At 40.0% G+C, this 16,190-nt stretch carries 19 protein-coding genes; 18 read left to right on the top strand and 1 reads right to left on the bottom strand.

The genetic code is table 11. The features are described from left to right. The first annotated feature begins 19 nt into the window (after positions 1-19). The 18 genes from comGC to ABDZ53_RS00935 all read left to right on the top strand — a co-directional run bounded on the left by comGC (position 20) and on the right by ABDZ53_RS00935 (position 15,063). Positions 20-334, top strand: a complete 315-nt coding sequence (gene comGC, locus ABDZ53_RS01020; RefSeq protein ID WP_343753093.1) for a competence type IV pilus major pilin ComGC — start codon at positions 20-22, stop codon at positions 332-334. Then, on the top strand, positions 324-779 hold the full coding sequence (gene comGD, locus ABDZ53_RS01015; RefSeq protein ID WP_343753091.1) for a competence type IV pilus minor pilin ComGD: 456 nt from the start codon (positions 324-326) through the stop codon (positions 777-779). The genes comGC and comGD overlap by 11 nt, the downstream gene beginning before the upstream one ends. Continuing rightward, complete coding sequence (locus ABDZ53_RS01010) at positions 766-1,086, top strand: type II secretion system protein (RefSeq protein WP_343753089.1); 321 nt, start codon at positions 766-768, stop codon at positions 1,084-1,086. The genes comGD and ABDZ53_RS01010 overlap by 14 nt, the downstream gene beginning before the upstream one ends. Beyond that, positions 1,046-1,522, top strand: coding sequence for a competence type IV pilus minor pilin ComGF (gene comGF, locus ABDZ53_RS01005; protein WP_343753087.1), 477 nt, complete (start codon positions 1,046-1,048; stop codon positions 1,520-1,522). Before ABDZ53_RS01010 ends, comGF begins: the two co-directional genes overlap by 41 nt. Next, positions 1,519-1,902 (top strand): hypothetical protein, encoded by a 384-nt coding sequence (locus ABDZ53_RS01000; RefSeq protein WP_343753085.1) that lies wholly within the window; start codon positions 1,519-1,521, stop codon positions 1,900-1,902. The genes comGF and ABDZ53_RS01000 overlap by 4 nt, the downstream gene beginning before the upstream one ends. Positions 1,903-2,291: 389 nt before the next feature. Continuing rightward, positions 2,292-3,353: a M24 family metallopeptidase gene (locus ABDZ53_RS00995; protein WP_343753083.1), complete on the top strand. Its 1,062-nt coding sequence runs from the start codon at positions 2,292-2,294 to the stop codon at positions 3,351-3,353. Between the two features lie 127 nt (positions 3,354-3,480). Further along, positions 3,481-4,038, top strand: a complete 558-nt coding sequence (gene efp, locus ABDZ53_RS00990; RefSeq protein WP_343753081.1) for an elongation factor P — start codon at positions 3,481-3,483, stop codon at positions 4,036-4,038. A 36-nt stretch (positions 4,039-4,074) separates the two neighbouring features. Further along, a complete protein-coding gene (locus ABDZ53_RS00985) occupies positions 4,075-4,491 on the top strand; it encodes an Asp23/Gls24 family envelope stress response protein (RefSeq protein ID WP_343753079.1) in 417 nt (138 codons plus the stop codon). After that, entirely contained in the window at positions 4,491-4,970 is a 480-nt protein-coding gene (nusB, locus tag ABDZ53_RS00980; protein WP_343753077.1) for a transcription antitermination factor NusB, read from the top strand. The genes ABDZ53_RS00985 and nusB overlap by 1 nt, the downstream gene beginning before the upstream one ends. 173 nt (positions 4,971-5,143) lie before the next feature. Beyond that, on the top strand, positions 5,144-6,496 hold the full coding sequence (gene xseA / locus ABDZ53_RS00975; protein WP_343753075.1) for an exodeoxyribonuclease VII large subunit: 1,353 nt from the start codon (positions 5,144-5,146) through the stop codon (positions 6,494-6,496). Then, on the top strand, positions 6,496-6,708 hold the full coding sequence (locus ABDZ53_RS00970) for an exodeoxyribonuclease VII small subunit (RefSeq protein ID WP_343753073.1): 213 nt from the start codon (positions 6,496-6,498) through the stop codon (positions 6,706-6,708). Before xseA ends, ABDZ53_RS00970 begins: the two co-directional genes overlap by 1 nt. A gap of 27 nt (positions 6,709-6,735) precedes the next feature. Next, positions 6,736-7,617, top strand: a complete 882-nt coding sequence (locus ABDZ53_RS00965; RefSeq protein WP_343753071.1) for a polyprenyl synthetase family protein — start codon at positions 6,736-6,738, stop codon at positions 7,615-7,617. 12 nt (positions 7,618-7,629) lie between these two features. After that, positions 7,630-8,451: a TlyA family RNA methyltransferase gene (locus tag ABDZ53_RS00960; protein ID WP_343753069.1), complete on the top strand. Its 822-nt coding sequence runs from the start codon at positions 7,630-7,632 to the stop codon at positions 8,449-8,451. A 168-nt stretch (positions 8,452-8,619) separates the two neighbouring features. Beyond that, the gene (argR, locus tag ABDZ53_RS00955) at positions 8,620-9,069 is read left to right on the top strand and encodes an arginine repressor (RefSeq protein ID WP_343753067.1); all 450 of its coding nucleotides are present in this window, start codon (positions 8,620-8,622) and stop codon (positions 9,067-9,069) included. A gap of 117 nt (positions 9,070-9,186) precedes the next feature. After that, positions 9,187-10,884: a DNA repair protein RecN gene (recN, locus tag ABDZ53_RS00950; RefSeq protein WP_343753065.1), complete on the top strand. Its 1,698-nt coding sequence runs from the start codon at positions 9,187-9,189 to the stop codon at positions 10,882-10,884. A gap of 357 nt (positions 10,885-11,241) precedes the next feature. Next, positions 11,242-12,681, top strand: coding sequence for an NADP-dependent phosphogluconate dehydrogenase (gndA, locus tag ABDZ53_RS00945; RefSeq protein WP_343753063.1), 1,440 nt, complete (start codon positions 11,242-11,244; stop codon positions 12,679-12,681). A 178-nt stretch (positions 12,682-12,859) separates the two neighbouring features. Next, positions 12,860-13,552, top strand: coding sequence for a response regulator transcription factor (locus tag ABDZ53_RS00940; RefSeq protein ID WP_343753061.1), 693 nt, complete (start codon positions 12,860-12,862; stop codon positions 13,550-13,552). Continuing rightward, positions 13,549-15,063 (top strand): HAMP domain-containing sensor histidine kinase, encoded by a 1,515-nt coding sequence (locus tag ABDZ53_RS00935; RefSeq protein WP_343753059.1) that lies wholly within the window; start codon positions 13,549-13,551, stop codon positions 15,061-15,063. The genes ABDZ53_RS00940 and ABDZ53_RS00935 overlap by 4 nt, the downstream gene beginning before the upstream one ends. A gap of 111 nt (positions 15,064-15,174) precedes the next feature. Here the strand turns inward: ABDZ53_RS00935 and yidC are convergent, their stop codons facing one another. Continuing rightward, positions 15,175-16,149 (bottom strand): membrane protein insertase YidC, encoded by a 975-nt coding sequence (gene yidC / locus ABDZ53_RS00930; RefSeq protein ID WP_343753057.1) that lies wholly within the window; start codon positions 16,147-16,149, stop codon positions 15,175-15,177. Positions 16,150-16,190 lie beyond the last annotated feature (41 nt).

The following is a 16,190-nucleotide window of genomic DNA, read 5'->3' as shown; positions in this document are numbered from 1 at the left end:
TGAGAAAGGAAAGTAAAAAATGAGAAGACTATTTAACAAAGAAGAAGGCTTTACTTTAATTGAAATGTCCCTGGTACTGTTTATCATTTCAGCTCTATTGTTGCTTTTTATTCCTAACTTGTCCAGTAATAAAGAAAGTGCTGCCTCAACTGGCAATCAAGCCTTTCAGACTGTTCTTCAGTCACAAGTTGAAATGTACGTAATGGATAATGGAAGCGGAGAATTCAGTTTCGCAGATATGGAAAGAGAAGGCTATCTAACACCGGCACAATTAGAAGATACAAAAAATTACACAATTAACGATAAAGGCATAGTCGTGAAAAATGCTGAATAATATAAAGGAATCCGAAGGCTTTACGTTAATTGAAACCGCACTCGTTCTAAGTATCGTTTCTATTATCCTCAGTCTGCCGATTGTTCACTTTAAAGCATTACAAGTTGAGGCTGAAACCCAACTCTTTTTTGAAACATTAGGATCAAGCCTGACACTTGCCCAGAGCTATGCCATTTTAAATCAGGACTGGCCCCTTATAGAATTCAAACCGGACACGAGAGAGGTGTCATTCAGAGCAGGAAAGCGGACGGATAATCATCCAATAAATCACAGGATCTCTTTCCCGGACTCAATCAGCATGCCAGGAGGAACTAGAGAATTTCGATTCTCATCTAGCACAGGCAATCAGTCGAATATCTCTCCTATCCCATTCGACACCGCAAAGGGAAGAGTCAACGTGAGATTCAAGTTTGGGAAAGGACGGTTCACAGTTGAATACGATTAGAGAAGAGGGCTTCGTCCTTTTAGAAAGCCTAGTCAGTTTAAGTATACTCGTTCTTTTTGTGGGGGCTGTCCTGCCTTTTTTCATGGGTGTTTTTTCAATAAGAAACTTGGCTAAATCCCAGGTTGAGAGTACACGTTTTTTATATGAAAGTGCCTTATTTTGGGAGAGAGAAGGAGTCAAAAAAGAGTCTTTTCATTCCAATGGAGTAGAAGTCAACAGTCTACATCAATCCAATGCTATCACCATTATCTGGGAGGGAGAAGAACGTGTGTCAACTAAAATCCAGTCGATTAAATGGACGGAATAAAGAAGAAGGCTTCACTTTATTAGAAGTGTTACTCACTCTTTCTATTATGAGCATTTGCGTCCTTTTCTTTTCATTAGCTCTGACTCAATTTAAAACAGTCCGAGCTTCTGTTAAAGATGACCGTCAAATCGAATGGCATTTGTTTCTGAACAGTATGGAGAATGATATGAAAGAATCAGAATTAAGGCAGATGACTCAGACCAGCTTGTCAGTCTACACGGTTGATGAGAAAACGAATAAAAGAGTGACTGTTACGTATCGATTAAATAGAGATGAAATGATTCGCAGTGTAACGGGTGGGTATGAACCCATTTTAATCAATGTCTCAAAAGCACATTACGAAAAACTATCCGATCAACGCGTGCGTTTAAATGTGACGTTTCATAATGGAGAAGAATTTACGGCTAATATTAAAGTAAATGAGGCCAATCCATGAATTTAAAACAGGACGATCAAGGGAGCATTTTAGTGTCTACATTTGCGCTGCTTTTGTTTATTTCCTTTTTGATCACTTCCGCTTCTCTGGTCATTAAACACCAAGTCGTCCAGTATAATCTGATTAGCCAAACCTATGAAGCCAAGGCCATGATAGAAATGACCAAACAGATATTAGTGGATGAGGATAATGAAGCAATTAGCAGCGGGAGTCTCGCTTTTTCAAACGGAACAGTCACAATTAAGCAAACGGGGGAGCGAAAGTATTCTATAGAAGCAACCCTAAATAACAATTTTACGAGCCGGTCTGTTTTTATTTTGCCAGAAGCAGTGATAGAAGAAACGACCCCAATAGATGAAGACACCTACTTTGATGAGTAGGTGTTCTTTTGATGGCAATCATTTATACGACCTAAAGTGTCAGAAAAGTATATTCAGGTCGTATAAGTCGGTTTTATCAGACGACACGAGTAGGTAGGGAGGGTGACCGGTCGAATAAAAGATAGTTAAGCGACCGCAATGGGTCATCGTTTAGATGAGAGGGCGTATAAGATAGAGAGTCCTACCGACTTTCCAATGTCTTAACTGTGTTGACTTCGTTTTGCTGAGAGTAACGTATCATTGGTTTAAAATAAAGCACGAAATAAGGAGTACCTCATAAGGAAAGGTTCAAATTTAAGTTTCACTTTGCTATAATTAGTAAGGAATGTTTGTTACTATAAATGAAAAGAAACGACAGTTGAAATAAAATAATAGAATAGGGTGTTTATATGTCACGAGTATCAGCAATACAAAAAAAATTGAATGAAGAAGGATTAGAAGCATTATTAGTTACCAGTTCATATAATTTACGTTATGTCTCTGGTTTTACAGGGACAGCGGGAGTCAGCTTGATAACGAAAGAGAAAGCGTATTTTATTACGGACTTTAGATACACAGAACAAGCGGCCGAACAAGCCGTTGGGTTTGAGATTATTAAACATGGCGGCAATCCATATGAAGATGTGGATAAAATTCTTCAGGAAAAAGGAATAAGTGAAGTAGGATTTGAAAAAGACTTTGTGACGTTTTCAACATATGAAATGTTGAAAGATAAACTATCCGCTCAATTGAAGCCTGTAAGTGGCTTAGTCGAATCGCTGAGAGAAATTAAAGAAGAGGCTGAAGTTGAAACGATCCAAGAAGCCATTAAGATTACGGAATATGCGTTTGAAGAAATACTGAATTTTATTAAACCAGGTGTAACGGAAATTGAAGTCGCAAACAAATTGGATTTCTTAATGCGAGAAAAAGGGGCAACCAGCGTATCCTTCGACACCATTGTCGCAAGTGGCAAACGCTCAGCCATGCCTCATGGCGTAGCGAGTGAGAAGAAAATCGAACAAGGCGATATGATCACGTTTGACTTCGGTTGTTACTATAAAGGCTATGTTTCCGATATGACACGGACAATTTCTTTAGGTGATCCGGGCGAAGAGCTTAAGAAAATTCATCAAATCGTATTGGATGCCAACTTAAGGGTAACTGAAGCAGCCAAGCCGGGAATCACTGGGAAAGAATTGGATGCTGTCGCAAGAGATTATATTACTGAAAAAGGGTACGGGGAACAGTTCGGACACTCAACAGGGCACGGCATTGGGTTAGAAGTGCACGAGGGGCCTGGTATTCATTTCCGTAATGAAAAAATATTAGTAGAAGGTAATGTGATTACGAATGAACCGGGAATTTATATACCAGGACTAGGTGGAGTCAGAATTGAAGATGACTTGCTCATTACTAAAGATGGAAACAGAAACTTGATGACTGTTTCCAAAGAGTTAATTCAACTGTAAACACACATCAGTTGAGCCATAATTTATGCACTTGAAAATAGGTTTTCGGGCTGAATCATGGTACAATAGACTACATAAAAGTGTGGCTTCTTGAATGATAAAGCACTGAGTACTAGGAGGAAAATGAATGATTTCAACAAATGAATTTAAAACCGGATTAACTATCCAATATGATGGGGGATTATGGAGAATAGTCGAATTCCAACACGTTAAACCCGGAAAAGGAGCAGCCTTTGTTCGCTCCAAACTGAAAAACTTGCGTACAGGTGCTCTACAAGATAAGACTTTCCGTGCTGGAGAAAAAATGGAAACCGCGCATATCGAGCACAAAACGATGCAGTTTTTATATGAAGACGGTGGAAACTTCGTGTTTATGGATACAGAGACCTTTGAGCAATTAGAAATTCCTGGAGAACGCATCACTGAAGAAACAAAATTTTTAAAAGAAAACATGAATGTCGAAATTATGATGTTTGGATCTGAAGTTTTAGGAGTAGACTTACCTAAAAAGGTCGAATTGAGAGTTGTAGAAACAGAACCGGGAATCCGTGGAGACACGACATCTGGTGGATCGAAAACAGCTAAATTAGAAACAGGAGCTGTCGTAACTGTTCCTTTATTTGTAAACGTAGATGATGTCCTTGTGATTAACACGGCTGAAGGCAGCTATGATTCTCGCGCATAAACCTATATAAGCTATGAAGTAAAAGGAGGAACGAGAATGGTTGAAACAATAAGAGACACAAACAGAAGCAATCCTTATGGTGAAATTGAAGTAGCTCCGGAAGTACTAGAAGTCATTGCCGGCTTTGCGGCCAATGAAGTAGAAGGCGTTTATGCCATGCAAGGAAAGATAACCAAGAAAATGAAGAATGTTTTTGGTAAAACGAACCACAAAAAAGGCATCTATCTAGTCAACGACGAAGATGGGTTGAAAGTCGAAATATACTGTTACTTAAAATTTGGAGTGAACGTTCCAAAAGTAGCACGAACGATTCAAAAAAAGGTACGAGAGCAGGTTCTGCACATGACTGATATCACTTTAGCAGAAGTCAACATCCATATTGCTGATATCGTGCCTGAAAAAACAGTTTTCCAAGATTTATTAGACTTGGATACGGAAGAAGATGAGGAATAGTGACTACTGTAAGGCGTGTAATTAGGGAAAAAGCCTTTCAGTCTCTTTTCCAGCTATCTACACATGAAGATTTAACGATTGAAGAAGCCATTCAATTATCTTTAGACAGCACGTTGACACTGAATGAAGAAAGAACGCCTGAAGAGGCTATGTCATTAGTTTTACCAGAAGATAAAAGCACCGATAACATCGTGACAGATGCCTTGAGCTATCTTCACACACTTGTGTCGGGTGTACAGGCAAATAAAGAGGCGATTGATCAAGCCATTAGTCAGAATTTAAAAAAGTGGTCGCTGAACCGTTTGGAGCGAACCAACTTATTGTTGCTGCGACTGGCTGTGTATGAACTGCTTTATCAGCCGGAAGTGGATAAGCGTATCGTCATGAATGAAGCGATTGAGCTCACTAAACTGTACAACGATGAAAAAGCAAGTAAGTTTGTTAACGGCGTACTTCAAAGTATCGCTAATCAGATGTAAGCACGTTAGCTGTCTACGAAACAAACAGCGTATGACTATTTAGATGTTCATATACAAAAGTAATGAGATGGCAGTATGTAAGGGCGGAAAAATAGAGTGTGCGAGGCATTCTATTTTTTTGCTCTTTTTATATACCCCTTCTTTATATATTTGGAAAAGGAGGCATGAAAACAATGGAACAAGACTACTTAACCGTCAGTCAGCTCACCACTTACGTGAAACGAAAGTTTGATTATGACCCTTATTTAGAAAGGGTATTTGTTAAAGGTGAAATATCGAATTACAATCCCAAAAGACGAAACAGTCATCAATATTTCAGCATTAAAGATCAGGGAGCCAAATTATCAGCCGTTTTATTTTTAAAAGAACAAAGAAGATTGGCTGTTGAACTTGAAGAAGGCATGAGCGTACTGGCAGTCGGACGTTTGTCTGTTTATGAAAAAACGGGCGTCTACCAATTATACATTGACCATATTGAACCCGAGGGACTGGGGCAGTTATACGCCGCTTATGAACGAACGAAGAAAAAATTAGCAGAAGAAGGATGGTTTGATGCGGAACGGAAGAAACCTCTTGTCCGTTTTCCTAAAAAAATAGGAATCATCACCAGTCAGAGCGGGGCAGTGATCCAAGATATTCGCACAACCATTGAAAGACGGTTTCCGATTGTCCAGCTGTATCTTTTTCCGACTGTCGTACAAGGAGATAAAGCCGCTGATTCCATAGTGAACAGTATCAGACAAGCTGATCAGATGGGCGACTTGGACACACTGATTGTTGCTCGTGGGGGAGGTTCTTTTGAGGACCTGTTTCCATTTAACGAAGAAAGAGTAGCTTTAGCCATTGCCCACGCGCAAACGCCTATTATTTCTTCAGTGGGTCATGAAACGGACACGACTCTAGCTGATTTGGCTGCAGATGTCAGAGCAGCGACACCGACTGCAGCTGCTGAACTGGCTGTTCCCGTTTTGATTGAAGAAAACGGAAAAATAGACCTGACCAGACAACGACTCATACAGGCGATGACGGCTTTAATCAGACATCAAAAGGAGCGAGTAGACCGACTTGAACAGTCCTATATTTTCAGACAGCCTAGACGATTATACGACGGTTATAGTCAGAATTTGGATCAGCTGACGACCCAACTGATACAGATTGTTGACCAGCAGGTAAAAGATGAAAAACAGCAGGTGGCTTTGCTCAATCAGCAGTTGAAGGGGTACAACCCCTCCGCTCATTTGAATCAAGCAAACAGAGACATCACTCAACTGACGCATCAACTCACTCGAGCGACAAAGCAGGTCATACAAAATGAAGACAAGCAAATCAATCACTTAATCGACTCGCTGGATTATCTATCCCCATTAAAAATACTGAGCCGGGGATATGCGATTGCTCAGACAGAAGGGACAGTCGTCAAATCCATTAAGCAAGTCAAAGAAAATGATGTCTTAGCCATTACCGTATCAGATGGCCAGATAACTGCTCAAGTGCAATCGACTGAAGAGAGGGAGGAAGAAAACTAATGGAAAACGAAAAAACTTTTGACGAAGCCATGAAAGAATTGGAATCCATCGTTAATCAGCTGGAACAAGGCGATGTTCCTATAGAAAAAGCATTAGATCAGTTCCAAGAAGGCATTAAGCTCAGCCGTTACTGCAAACGTATCGTGGAAGAAGCTGAGAAAACAGTGACGACTATGATAAATGAGAATGGCCAAGAAGACATTCTGGATTAAAAATCAGATTATATAAAGGAGAAACTTATGAAATTTCAAACACTAACTGACCAGTATACCTCAGCTTTTATTGATTACATGATTAGCCAAGTAAAAGACGCAAGCGGCACACAATTAGAAGAATCTATGCGTTATTCAATAGAAGCAGGTGGAAAGAGATTAAGACCCTTAATCCTGTTTGCTATAGTAAAAGCCTTTGATAAAGAGGTAGAGAAAGCTTTTCCTTATGCAGCAGCCTTGGAAATGATTCATACCTACTCTCTCATTCATGATGATCTTCCAGCAATGGATGATGATGATTTACGTCGTGGGAAACCAACGAACCATATTGCTTTTTCTGAAGCTACTGCCATTCTGGCAGGAGATGCCCTATTAACGAAAGCCTTTGAACTGATGACAACGGGTCAACATAGTGCTGAAACAAAAGTGAAACTGATTAAAGAGTTAGCCTTTGCTTCTGGTAATGAAGGCATGGTTGGAGGCCAGCATGCAGATATGGATGGCGAACATGCTGATTTAACACTAGACGAATTAGAAGCGATTCATGCGCGTAAAACAGGTCAGCTCATCCATTTTGCCTTTTTTGCTGGAGGTGTGTTGGCAGAAGTGAAAGAAGACACGTTAAATGATTTAATTGAAATGGCCTATATTTTAGGTTTAGCGTATCAGATTCGAGATGATATTTTAGATGTCGAAGGCGATCAAGAAGAGCTAGGCAAGCGAGTTGGCGCCGATGCCAAATTAGGTAAAAGCACATACCCGGCACTACTGGGCTTAGAAGAAGCTCGAGCTTACTTCGAAGAGAGATTAAAAGATGCCCACTCTTTAAATCGACTGATTAAATCAAGAGAAACAGACTATGATGAGGAAATTTTAGCCTCCTTTATTGATTCTTTGGCTATTTACTAAAGAGGTGTCTAAATGAAAAAAGTGCGTGCAGATGAATTACTCATTCAACAAGGCTGGGCAGAAGACCGAGAAAAAGCCAAACGACTCATCATGACAGGAAAAGCCTATACGGAAAAAGAAGAACAAATCCAGACCTCTGGTGAAAAGTGGCCCTTTAATACAGTAGTCTATATTAAAGGAGCTGAACAGCTCTATGTGAGCCGAGGTGGGTTTAAACTGGAAAAAGCCATCGCGCATTTTTCCATTGACCTCACGGATAAGATTGTATTGGATATTGGCGCATCCACAGGAGGTTTTACAGACGTCTGTTTACAAAATGGAGCCCGTTTAGTTTATGCCTTAGATGTAGGGACAAACCAACTGGCATGGAAACTGCGTATTGATGAGCGAGTGGTCGTCATGGAGCAAACGAATTTTAGACATGTGACTGTTGAAGACTTTAAAAAAGGGAAGCCGACTTTTGCTACTATCGATGTTTCCTTTATCTCCTTAACAAAGATATTCCCTGTCCTTCAAACGATATTGGAAAAAGAAGGAGAGGTTGTGGCTTTAATCAAACCTCAATTTGAAGCAGACCGTGAAGAGGTAGGTGAAGGGGGAATCATTACAGACGGACAGGTTCACCGACGTGTAGTAGAGACCCTCATTCATTATCTTTATGATTTAGGTTTCTTAGTGGAAGAGGTTATACCGTCGCCTATAAAAGGTGGAAAAGGGAACACAGAGTTCCTTGCGTATATTCGGAATACCTCTTTAAAAGAACTGACTAAAGAGAAGCATCTCGAACAAGCAACCCAAAATATCGTGTTCAAGGAAACAGATGAATCCCTGTAATAGGTGACAGAGCCATCCCTTCTATGCATAGAATGATTAATATAAATGATTAAGAACAAAGCTAATGATTGGAACCTTACTAAAAAAGAAGTATAATTAAATAGAGTATACTGTATATTTATACTGGTCTAAATCCAGTAGTCATCGAGCATAGAGGAGTGAAGGAGCTTGAAAAAGAAAGAACGGCACCAATTGCTTAGACAATTAGTCCAACAAGAAACAATTAGAAAACAAGAAGACTTTGTAGCTATTTTGCAAGATAGAGGCATTGAAGTCACTCAAGCCACTATTTCAAGAGATATTAAAGAACTGCAATTAATAAAAGTGCCTGCGAAAGGCGGAGGTTATCAGTACAATCTGCCGCCGGAAATGAATTACAACATTTCGAAAAAATTGGGACGTCTCTTGAAAGATGCCTTTGTTTCCATTGACACTCAAAAGGAATTTGTGCTGATTAAAACTCTTCCGGGAAATGCCTTTGCATTGGGCACCTTAATAGAAACGGCTAAATACCAAGAAGTGTTTGGCTGTATATCAGGAGACGACACGGTCCTTGTTATTTGTCGGGATGAAGACAGTTCCAATCGTTTCCAGAGAAGAATCATATCCTTTATTTAAACGACCTAACACTCTTGGCTTATGTATAGACATCATTATAGGTAAGCTAAGAGTGTTAGATGTCATGTATAGATAAATAACACACGTAGGAAGATAGTGAAGAATAGAGGTGTATCTTTGTTAGAATCATTGCGTATTAAAGATTTTGCCATCATTAAAGAAATGGCACTGGAATTTAATCAAGGCATGACTGTCTTGACAGGGGAAACAGGAGCAGGAAAATCTATTATTATTGATGCGGTAGGCTTACTGGCAGGTGGCAGAGGATCAACTGAGTTTGTTCGCTACGGCAAAAAGAAATGTGTGCTGGAAGGGCAATTCACCTATAGCCCTACGGCCGCTTTAACACGCTTATTTAAGCAGTATGAAATTGAAGAAGCCGACCAGACCTTACTTATTCAAAGAGAAATTTTTGCGAGTGGTAGAAATGTCTGCCGGGTGAATGGAAGCATTGTAACCATTGCGGCTTTAAAAGAAATGGGGAGCCATTTGATTGATATTCATGGTCAAAATGAACATCAGGAATTAATGGTGACCGACAATCATATCCATCTGCTCGATCAGTATGGATCAGAAGAATTGGCATTGAAAAAAGCAGCTTACCAGAAAGTGTACCGAGAATATAGAGAACTCGTAAAAGAAAGAAAAAACTGGCAGTTTAATGAACAAGAACTCGCTCAACGGTTAGACATACTGGAATACCAAGTAGAAGAAATTAAAGAAGCCCAGCTTCAACCAAACGAAGAAGAAGAATTACTGGAAGAAGAGAAATTGCTAGCGAATTATCAATCCATTGTGGAAGCTTTATCAGCCAGTTACAAGGCCTTGCAGGGAGAAGAAATCAGCGGAGGATTGGACCTGGTAGGCGAAGCGATGGAGCAGATGGAAAGCATAGAAGACATGGACGGGAAGTTTAAGGATGTATCGGAGCATTTGTCCTCTACTTTTTTCCAGCTGCAAGAAATTGCGAGTGCGATTTATAATGAGTTAGATCAGTTGGAGTATGATGAAGAACGTTTGAATGAAATCGAAGAGCGACTCAATCTCATTCAGCAATTAAAAAGAAAGTATGGTCACTCAGTCGAAGCGATATTAACTCACTACGAACAGGCCGAAGCGGAATTGAACCAACTGTCTAATAGGGAAGAACAAGTCGACTACTTGAGTAAACGAATCAAGGACCGTAAAGAAGAGGCTCTGCTTTTAGCAGAAGAATTGACGGAACTTAGAAGACAGACGGCTCATCAGTTGCAGCGGTCGATTTTAGATCAGTTGAAAGAGTTGTACATGGAAAAAGTGACGTTTTCTGTCGTTTTCAACCAAGCTTCAGAGTTAAATGAGAATGGACAGGATAAGGTAGAATTTTTCGTTGCGACGAATCCAGGCGAGCCGTTAAAACCTTTGGCCCGAGTGGCTTCAGGTGGAGAGTTATCGCGTATGATGCTGGCGATGAAGACCATTTTTTCTCAGTCTCAAGGAATTACCAGCATTATTTTTGATGAAGTGGATACGGGTGTCAGCGGACGTGTGGCTCAAGCTATTGCGGACAAGATTCATTCTGTCGCAGTGCATTCACAAGTTTTATGTATTACTCACTTGCCTCAAGTAGCCGCTATGGCTGACCAGCACCTTTATATTATGAAGAAAATAGAAAACGATCGAACGCGTACGTTGGTGGAGATAATTACGGGCCGAGAGCGAACGGAAGAAGTCGCTCGCATGTTGTCTGGTGAAGAACTGACCCAGTTAACGATTGAAACAGCAGAAGAATTATTAAAAATTGCGGAGCAGAAAAAAGAAAGACGTAAAGCTTAAAAGGACAATTAAAAAAGCCTCCTGTTCTTTTTAGAAACAGAAGGCTTTCATTCTTAGTTTAAAATAACACCTAGGAAAGATGCGATGGCTGGAATGGCCATAGAAATAACTAATACCCATATAATTAATTTAGAAGCGAGACTACTTGAACTTTTTTTATCTGTTTTTTTAGACATAAGTTGACACCAACTTTCTTATCTTCGTATTCACCTAACAGTTTACTGAAATAGGGAAAAGAATGCAAGCGCTCAGAAGATAGTTCCAAAAGTGTTCAATATTTGTTACTATAAGGAGTGAACAGTGAGTGGTCAATGAAAGAGCTTTTTAAATTATTTATGTGACGGAAGGGGATTTATAATGACCAAGCAGCAAGTTGGCGTCATTGGAATGGCGGTAATGGGAAAAAATTTAGCTTTAAACATCGAAAGTAGAGGGTACTCAGTCTCTATCTATAACCGTACAAGTGCTAAGACAGATGATGTCATGAAAGAACATCCAGATAAGAAGCTTGTCGCAACCTATGATATTGAAGAGTTCGTTAACTCTTTAGAAACTCCTCGAAAAATATTATTAATGGTTCAAGCTGGAAAAGGAACAGATGCTGTGATTCAGCAGTTACTGCCTTATTTGGATAAAGGGGATATTTTAATCGATGGCGGAAATACATTCTATAAGGATACAATGAGACGCAGTGAAGAGTTAGCGAACTCAGGTATTAACTTTATAGGAACAGGGGTATCCGGTGGAGAAGAAGGAGCCCTTTTAGGCCCATCTATTATGCCGGGCGGACAAAAAGAAGCGTATGATTTAGTCGCGCCGATGTTAGAAGAAATTTCGGCTAAAGCTCCTGCAGACGGAGAGCCGTGTGTGACGTACATTGGTCCAAATGGAGCCGGACACTATGTTAAAATGGTGCATAACGGCATCGAGTATGGAGACATGCAGTTGATTGCTGAATCCTACCACTTGCTTAAAGATGTAGTCGGTTTGTCAAACGACGAAATGGCTGAAGTCTTTAGAGAGTGGAACACAGGTGAATTAGACAGTTTCTTAATTGAAATTACTGCGGATGCTTTGACGAAAGTCGATCCGGAAACAGGCAAACCGGTTGTTGATATTATTCTAGACCGTTCCGGAAGTAAAGGAACTGGAAAATGGACATCTCAAAGTGCTCTAGATTTAGGCTTGCCTCTGCCGTTAATTACAGAATCCGTTTATGCTCGTTACATTTCAGCAATGAAAGAAGAACGTGTAGAAGCCAGCAAAGTCTTGCCTAAACCTGAGAAGAAAGCATTCACGGGAGATAAGAAAGAACTCATTGAAAAGATGAGAGAGGCGCTGTACTTCAGTAAAATTATGAGTTATGCTCAAGGATTCGCTCAAATGGGTTCTGCTTCCAAAGAATACGGATGGGACCTTCAATACGGAGAAATTGCCAAAATTTTCCGAGCAGGGTGTATCATTAGAGCCCGCTTCTTACAAAAAATAACAGAAGCATATGAACGCAACCCGGAGTTGAAGAACTTAGTACTGGATGAATACTTTATGGATATTTCTGAACGTTACCAGCAGTCCGTTAGGGATTTGGTTGGCTTAGCGGTTCAACATGGTATTCCTGTACCCGCCTTTTCATCAGCGATTGCTTACTATGATTCTTACCGTTCTGAACGTCTTCCGGCTAATATTATTCAAGCTCAAAGAGACTACTTCGGAGCTCATACGTATGAACGTGTGGATAAAGAAGGAAGCTACCACTTTGACTGGTACGGAGACAATGGCGAAGAACGCTGGGACTAAAATTTAATCAAGACAAAATAGTAGGTTTCTTTCTAGAAACCTGCTATTTTCATGTTTAAGTTGAAAGTTCTTCGATTTCCTAAATGAATAAATTATGGTAAACTAAAAGAGCATGATAATAGGATTGTAAACTGATGAATGGATAAAAACAGTATAGAAAAATGTAGGAGTGAAGCCGGTGGCAAAAGTATTAATTATTGAAGATGAAAAGAACTTGGCTCGTTTTGTAGAGTTAGAGTTAACTCATGAGGGATTTGAAACGGAAGTCCGTTTTGATGGACGATCTGGTTTAGAAGCGGCGACCAATGAAAACGTCAAATGGGATGTTATTTTACTCGATTTAATGCTCCCAGAATTAAATGGGATTGATGTTGCTCGTCGTATTAGACAAGTCAGCAATGTCCCTATTATTATGATGACAGCGAGAGATTCTGTCATTGACCGAGTCTCAGGTTTTGATCATGGCGCAGATGACTATGTCGTTAAACCTTTTGCAATTGAAGAATTGCTTGCTCGCATGCGTGCTTTACTTCGTCGAATCGATATTGAATCTGAAGAAAATGTAAGCCGTCAAACAACGATTACGTACAGAGATATTGTTGTAGAGAAAGAGAACCGAGTGGTGAAGCGTGGAGATGAAATCATCGAGTTAACCAAACGGGAATACGAATTGCTGGTTGAATTGATGGAAAACGTCAATATTGTTTTATCAAGAGAAGTTCTTTTGAATAAAGTGTGGGGTTACGAAACAGAAGTAGAAACAAATGTGGTGGATGTGTATATCCGTTATTTACGTAATAAGATAGATGTCCCTGGTAAGGAGAGTTACATCCAGACCGTAAGAGGAACAGGATACGTGATGCGTACGTGAGAACACAAGCAGCCATTGATACGACGAATATAAATAAAACAAAACGCATTTCATTGAGATGGAAGTGGACTATCGGGGCTGCAATTGCACTATTTTTAACGTACACTATTTTTTCAGCGATTCTGTTTATTACGTTTCAGCAAATTATGATAGATGATGAACAGCAAGCTGTTAGAAACGTCGTTTATAATATAACGGAACGGCTTGGTCAGAATTACTATGACTTGTCGGAAGATGATGTCAATTCGATGTTAAATCAGCAGGATTTTTATTTTACACCTGAGTTTCCCATCATCGAAGAGTCAACTAACCTTAGAAATAGAAGAATGAGTAGCAGCCAAGGCAGTATTGTCATCCGAATATTTAATTCAGATGGGGAACCCCTTTATGAAACAGTCTCTCTGGACTCCGTTGATTTTGTGCCTAGAGATACGATGCAGATGGAAATGATTGAAGACGGCCCTTACGGGGAAACCTTGTCAGCCGTATCTCCCATAAACTCTTTTTTTAACAACCAACGTATAGGATATGTTCAAGTCATCAATACTTTGTCATCCTATCATCAATTGTTTCAGAGCATTCTGGGAGCTATTTTGCTGACAGGAGTCATTGCTTTATTATTTAGTGGAATAATAGGGTATATCATTGCCTTTTCTTTCTTGCAGCCGATTCGTCGATTAACAGAAGCGATGCATATCATTGAAAAAGAACCGGAATCAGATGAACGTATAGATGTCGGAGACGGAAATGATGAACTGACTGAATTAGCCAATGCCTATAACGCTATGCTGGACCGCATGCAAAGAAATATTGAACAGCAAAAACAGTTTGTGGAAGACGTCTCTCACGAATTGAGAACTCCTGTCGCAGTTGTAGAGGGGCATATGAAATTACTCAATCGATGGGGCAAGGATGATCCTGCTATTTTAGAAGAATCCTTGAGCGCATCTCTTCAAGAAATGGAACGCATGAAGAGTTTAGTGCAGGAAATGCTTGATTTATCACGAGCCGAACAAGTAGAAATTCACTACAAACACGAGCGGACAGTCGTAAAAGACATTGTCACTCAGACTTTTAATAATTTCAAATTGGTCCATCCGGATTTCACATTCATTTTAGACGATGACATTGACGACGATACGACCATTAACATCTATAGGAATCACTTGGAGCAAATCTTAATTATTCTGTTAGATAATGCTGTGAAGTATTCTACAGACCGCAAAGAAGTACATCTGAGTGTATCTGACAACGGAATGACTATACAAATAGCCATTCAAGACTATGGGGAAGGGATGACCCAAGAAGATACAGAAAAAATATTCAACCGATTTTACAGAGTGGACAAAGCACGAAGCCGCCATAAAGGTGGAAACGGTCTAGGCTTATCCATCGCCAAGCAATTGGTTGAAGGGTACCATGGAAGGATTACGGCTGAAAGTGTACTCGATCATGGGTCCATCTTCAGAGTGAGATTCCCTAAATTAACCGAAGAAGATGAAACGCAATAACACCCTCTTTGAAGTGTGAGAAACAATCATACTTTAAAGAGGGTTTTTCACACAAAAAAAACGGATGACTCTTAGGCTAGAAGCCAGAGAGTCATCCGTTTAAACGACTGACTATCTATTGCGTTGTTGTTTTCCAGCGTTTCTTCGTCCTTTTTGTTCAAAGGGACTTTGATTTCGACGTCTGTCACGTGCTGAAGGAGCTGGATTTGCTCCTGTTCTTTCTTGCTGAACGTGTTTCGTTTGTTTGCGTGGGCGTCTTTTTCGTTCGACAACCTGTACGTCTCCGTGTTTTTCTTTTAATTCTTTTTCTAATTTAGGCTTGTAGTATAAGTTAGTCACGAGAGATTGGATGATAGCAACGATTCCACCTGCAAACCAGTAAAGAGTTAAACCAGCTGGACCTGTAATAGAAAACATCAGTATCATGACTGGGTTCATCAGCATCATTGTTTTAGACTGGTTACGCTGTTCTTCAGGCATCCCCATCATCATTACTCTTGATTGAACATAGTATAAAAGACCAGTCACAACAGCTAAAATAACACTTCTGTCTCCTAATTGAATCCCTAACCATGTCGCAGAAGCGATGGATTCAGACATTCGAATCGCTTGGAACATCGCAGTAAAGACCGGCATTTGGATTAAGAGAGGCAAACACCCCGATAAGCCACCGAGCATACTTACATTGTTTTCGCGATAGACTTCCATCAGTTCTTGCTGCAATTCTTGTTTTTCTTGTGGGTCATCTGTTTCTTTCATTTCTTCTTGAATCTCTTGAGTAGCTGGTTTGATAGCTTCCATTTTTACCTGCTGTTCCATCGTGGAACGTTGTTGCTTAATAGATAAAGGTAAAATCAGAATACGGACAATGATTGTGATGGCAATAATAGCCAATCCGTAACTTCCAAAAAAATCAGCCAGTATTTCAATAAACTGCTGAGTGGGGATAACCAGATAGTCATATAAAAATTGTGAAAATCCACCTGTCGGATTTCCTTCCTGATCGACTCTCATACATCCGGATAAGAAGAGTACAATTGTAAGCATTCCACCGGAGAGGAGCCACCGTTTCATTCGTTTTGTCAAAATAATTCAATCCCTTAATAATAGTTGATTTGTGCTATTGG

It is taken from the genome of Alkalibacterium iburiense (genome assembly GCF_039521845.1).
GTDB lineage: Bacteria > Bacillota > Bacilli > Lactobacillales > Carnobacteriaceae_A > Alkalibacterium > Alkalibacterium iburiense.
Note: the sequence above shows the minus strand (reverse complement) of the source record. Positions and strands in the feature narration are given on the sequence as shown.

What these genes read in the sequence shown, in the direction of transcription:
- gndA (WP_343753063.1), top strand. Translation starts at nt 11,242, where the DNA reads ATGACCAAGCAGCAAGTTGGCGTCATTGGAATGGCGGTAATGGGAAAA.
- ABDZ53_RS00970 (WP_343753073.1), top strand. Translation starts at nt 6,496, where the DNA reads ATGGAAAACGAAAAAACTTTTGACGAAGCCATGAAAGAATTGGAATCC.
- ABDZ53_RS00995 (WP_343753083.1), top strand. Translation starts at nt 2,292, where the DNA reads ATGTCACGAGTATCAGCAATACAAAAAAAATTGAATGAAGAAGGATTA.
- ABDZ53_RS00985 (WP_343753079.1), top strand. Translation starts at nt 4,075, where the DNA reads ATGGTTGAAACAATAAGAGACACAAACAGAAGCAATCCTTATGGTGAA.
- comGD (WP_343753091.1), top strand. Translation starts at nt 324, where the DNA reads ATGCTGAATAATATAAAGGAATCCGAAGGCTTTACGTTAATTGAAACC.
- ABDZ53_RS01000 (WP_343753085.1), top strand. Translation starts at nt 1,519, where the DNA reads ATGAATTTAAAACAGGACGATCAAGGGAGCATTTTAGTGTCTACATTT.
- efp (WP_343753081.1), top strand. Translation starts at nt 3,481, where the DNA reads ATGATTTCAACAAATGAATTTAAAACCGGATTAACTATCCAATATGAT.
- xseA (WP_343753075.1), top strand. Translation starts at nt 5,144, where the DNA reads ATGGAACAAGACTACTTAACCGTCAGTCAGCTCACCACTTACGTGAAA.
- ABDZ53_RS00965 (WP_343753071.1), top strand. Translation starts at nt 6,736, where the DNA reads ATGAAATTTCAAACACTAACTGACCAGTATACCTCAGCTTTTATTGAT.
- comGC (WP_343753093.1), top strand. Translation starts at nt 20, where the DNA reads ATGAGAAGACTATTTAACAAAGAAGAAGGCTTTACTTTAATTGAAATG.
- ABDZ53_RS00960 (WP_343753069.1), top strand. Translation starts at nt 7,630, where the DNA reads ATGAAAAAAGTGCGTGCAGATGAATTACTCATTCAACAAGGCTGGGCA.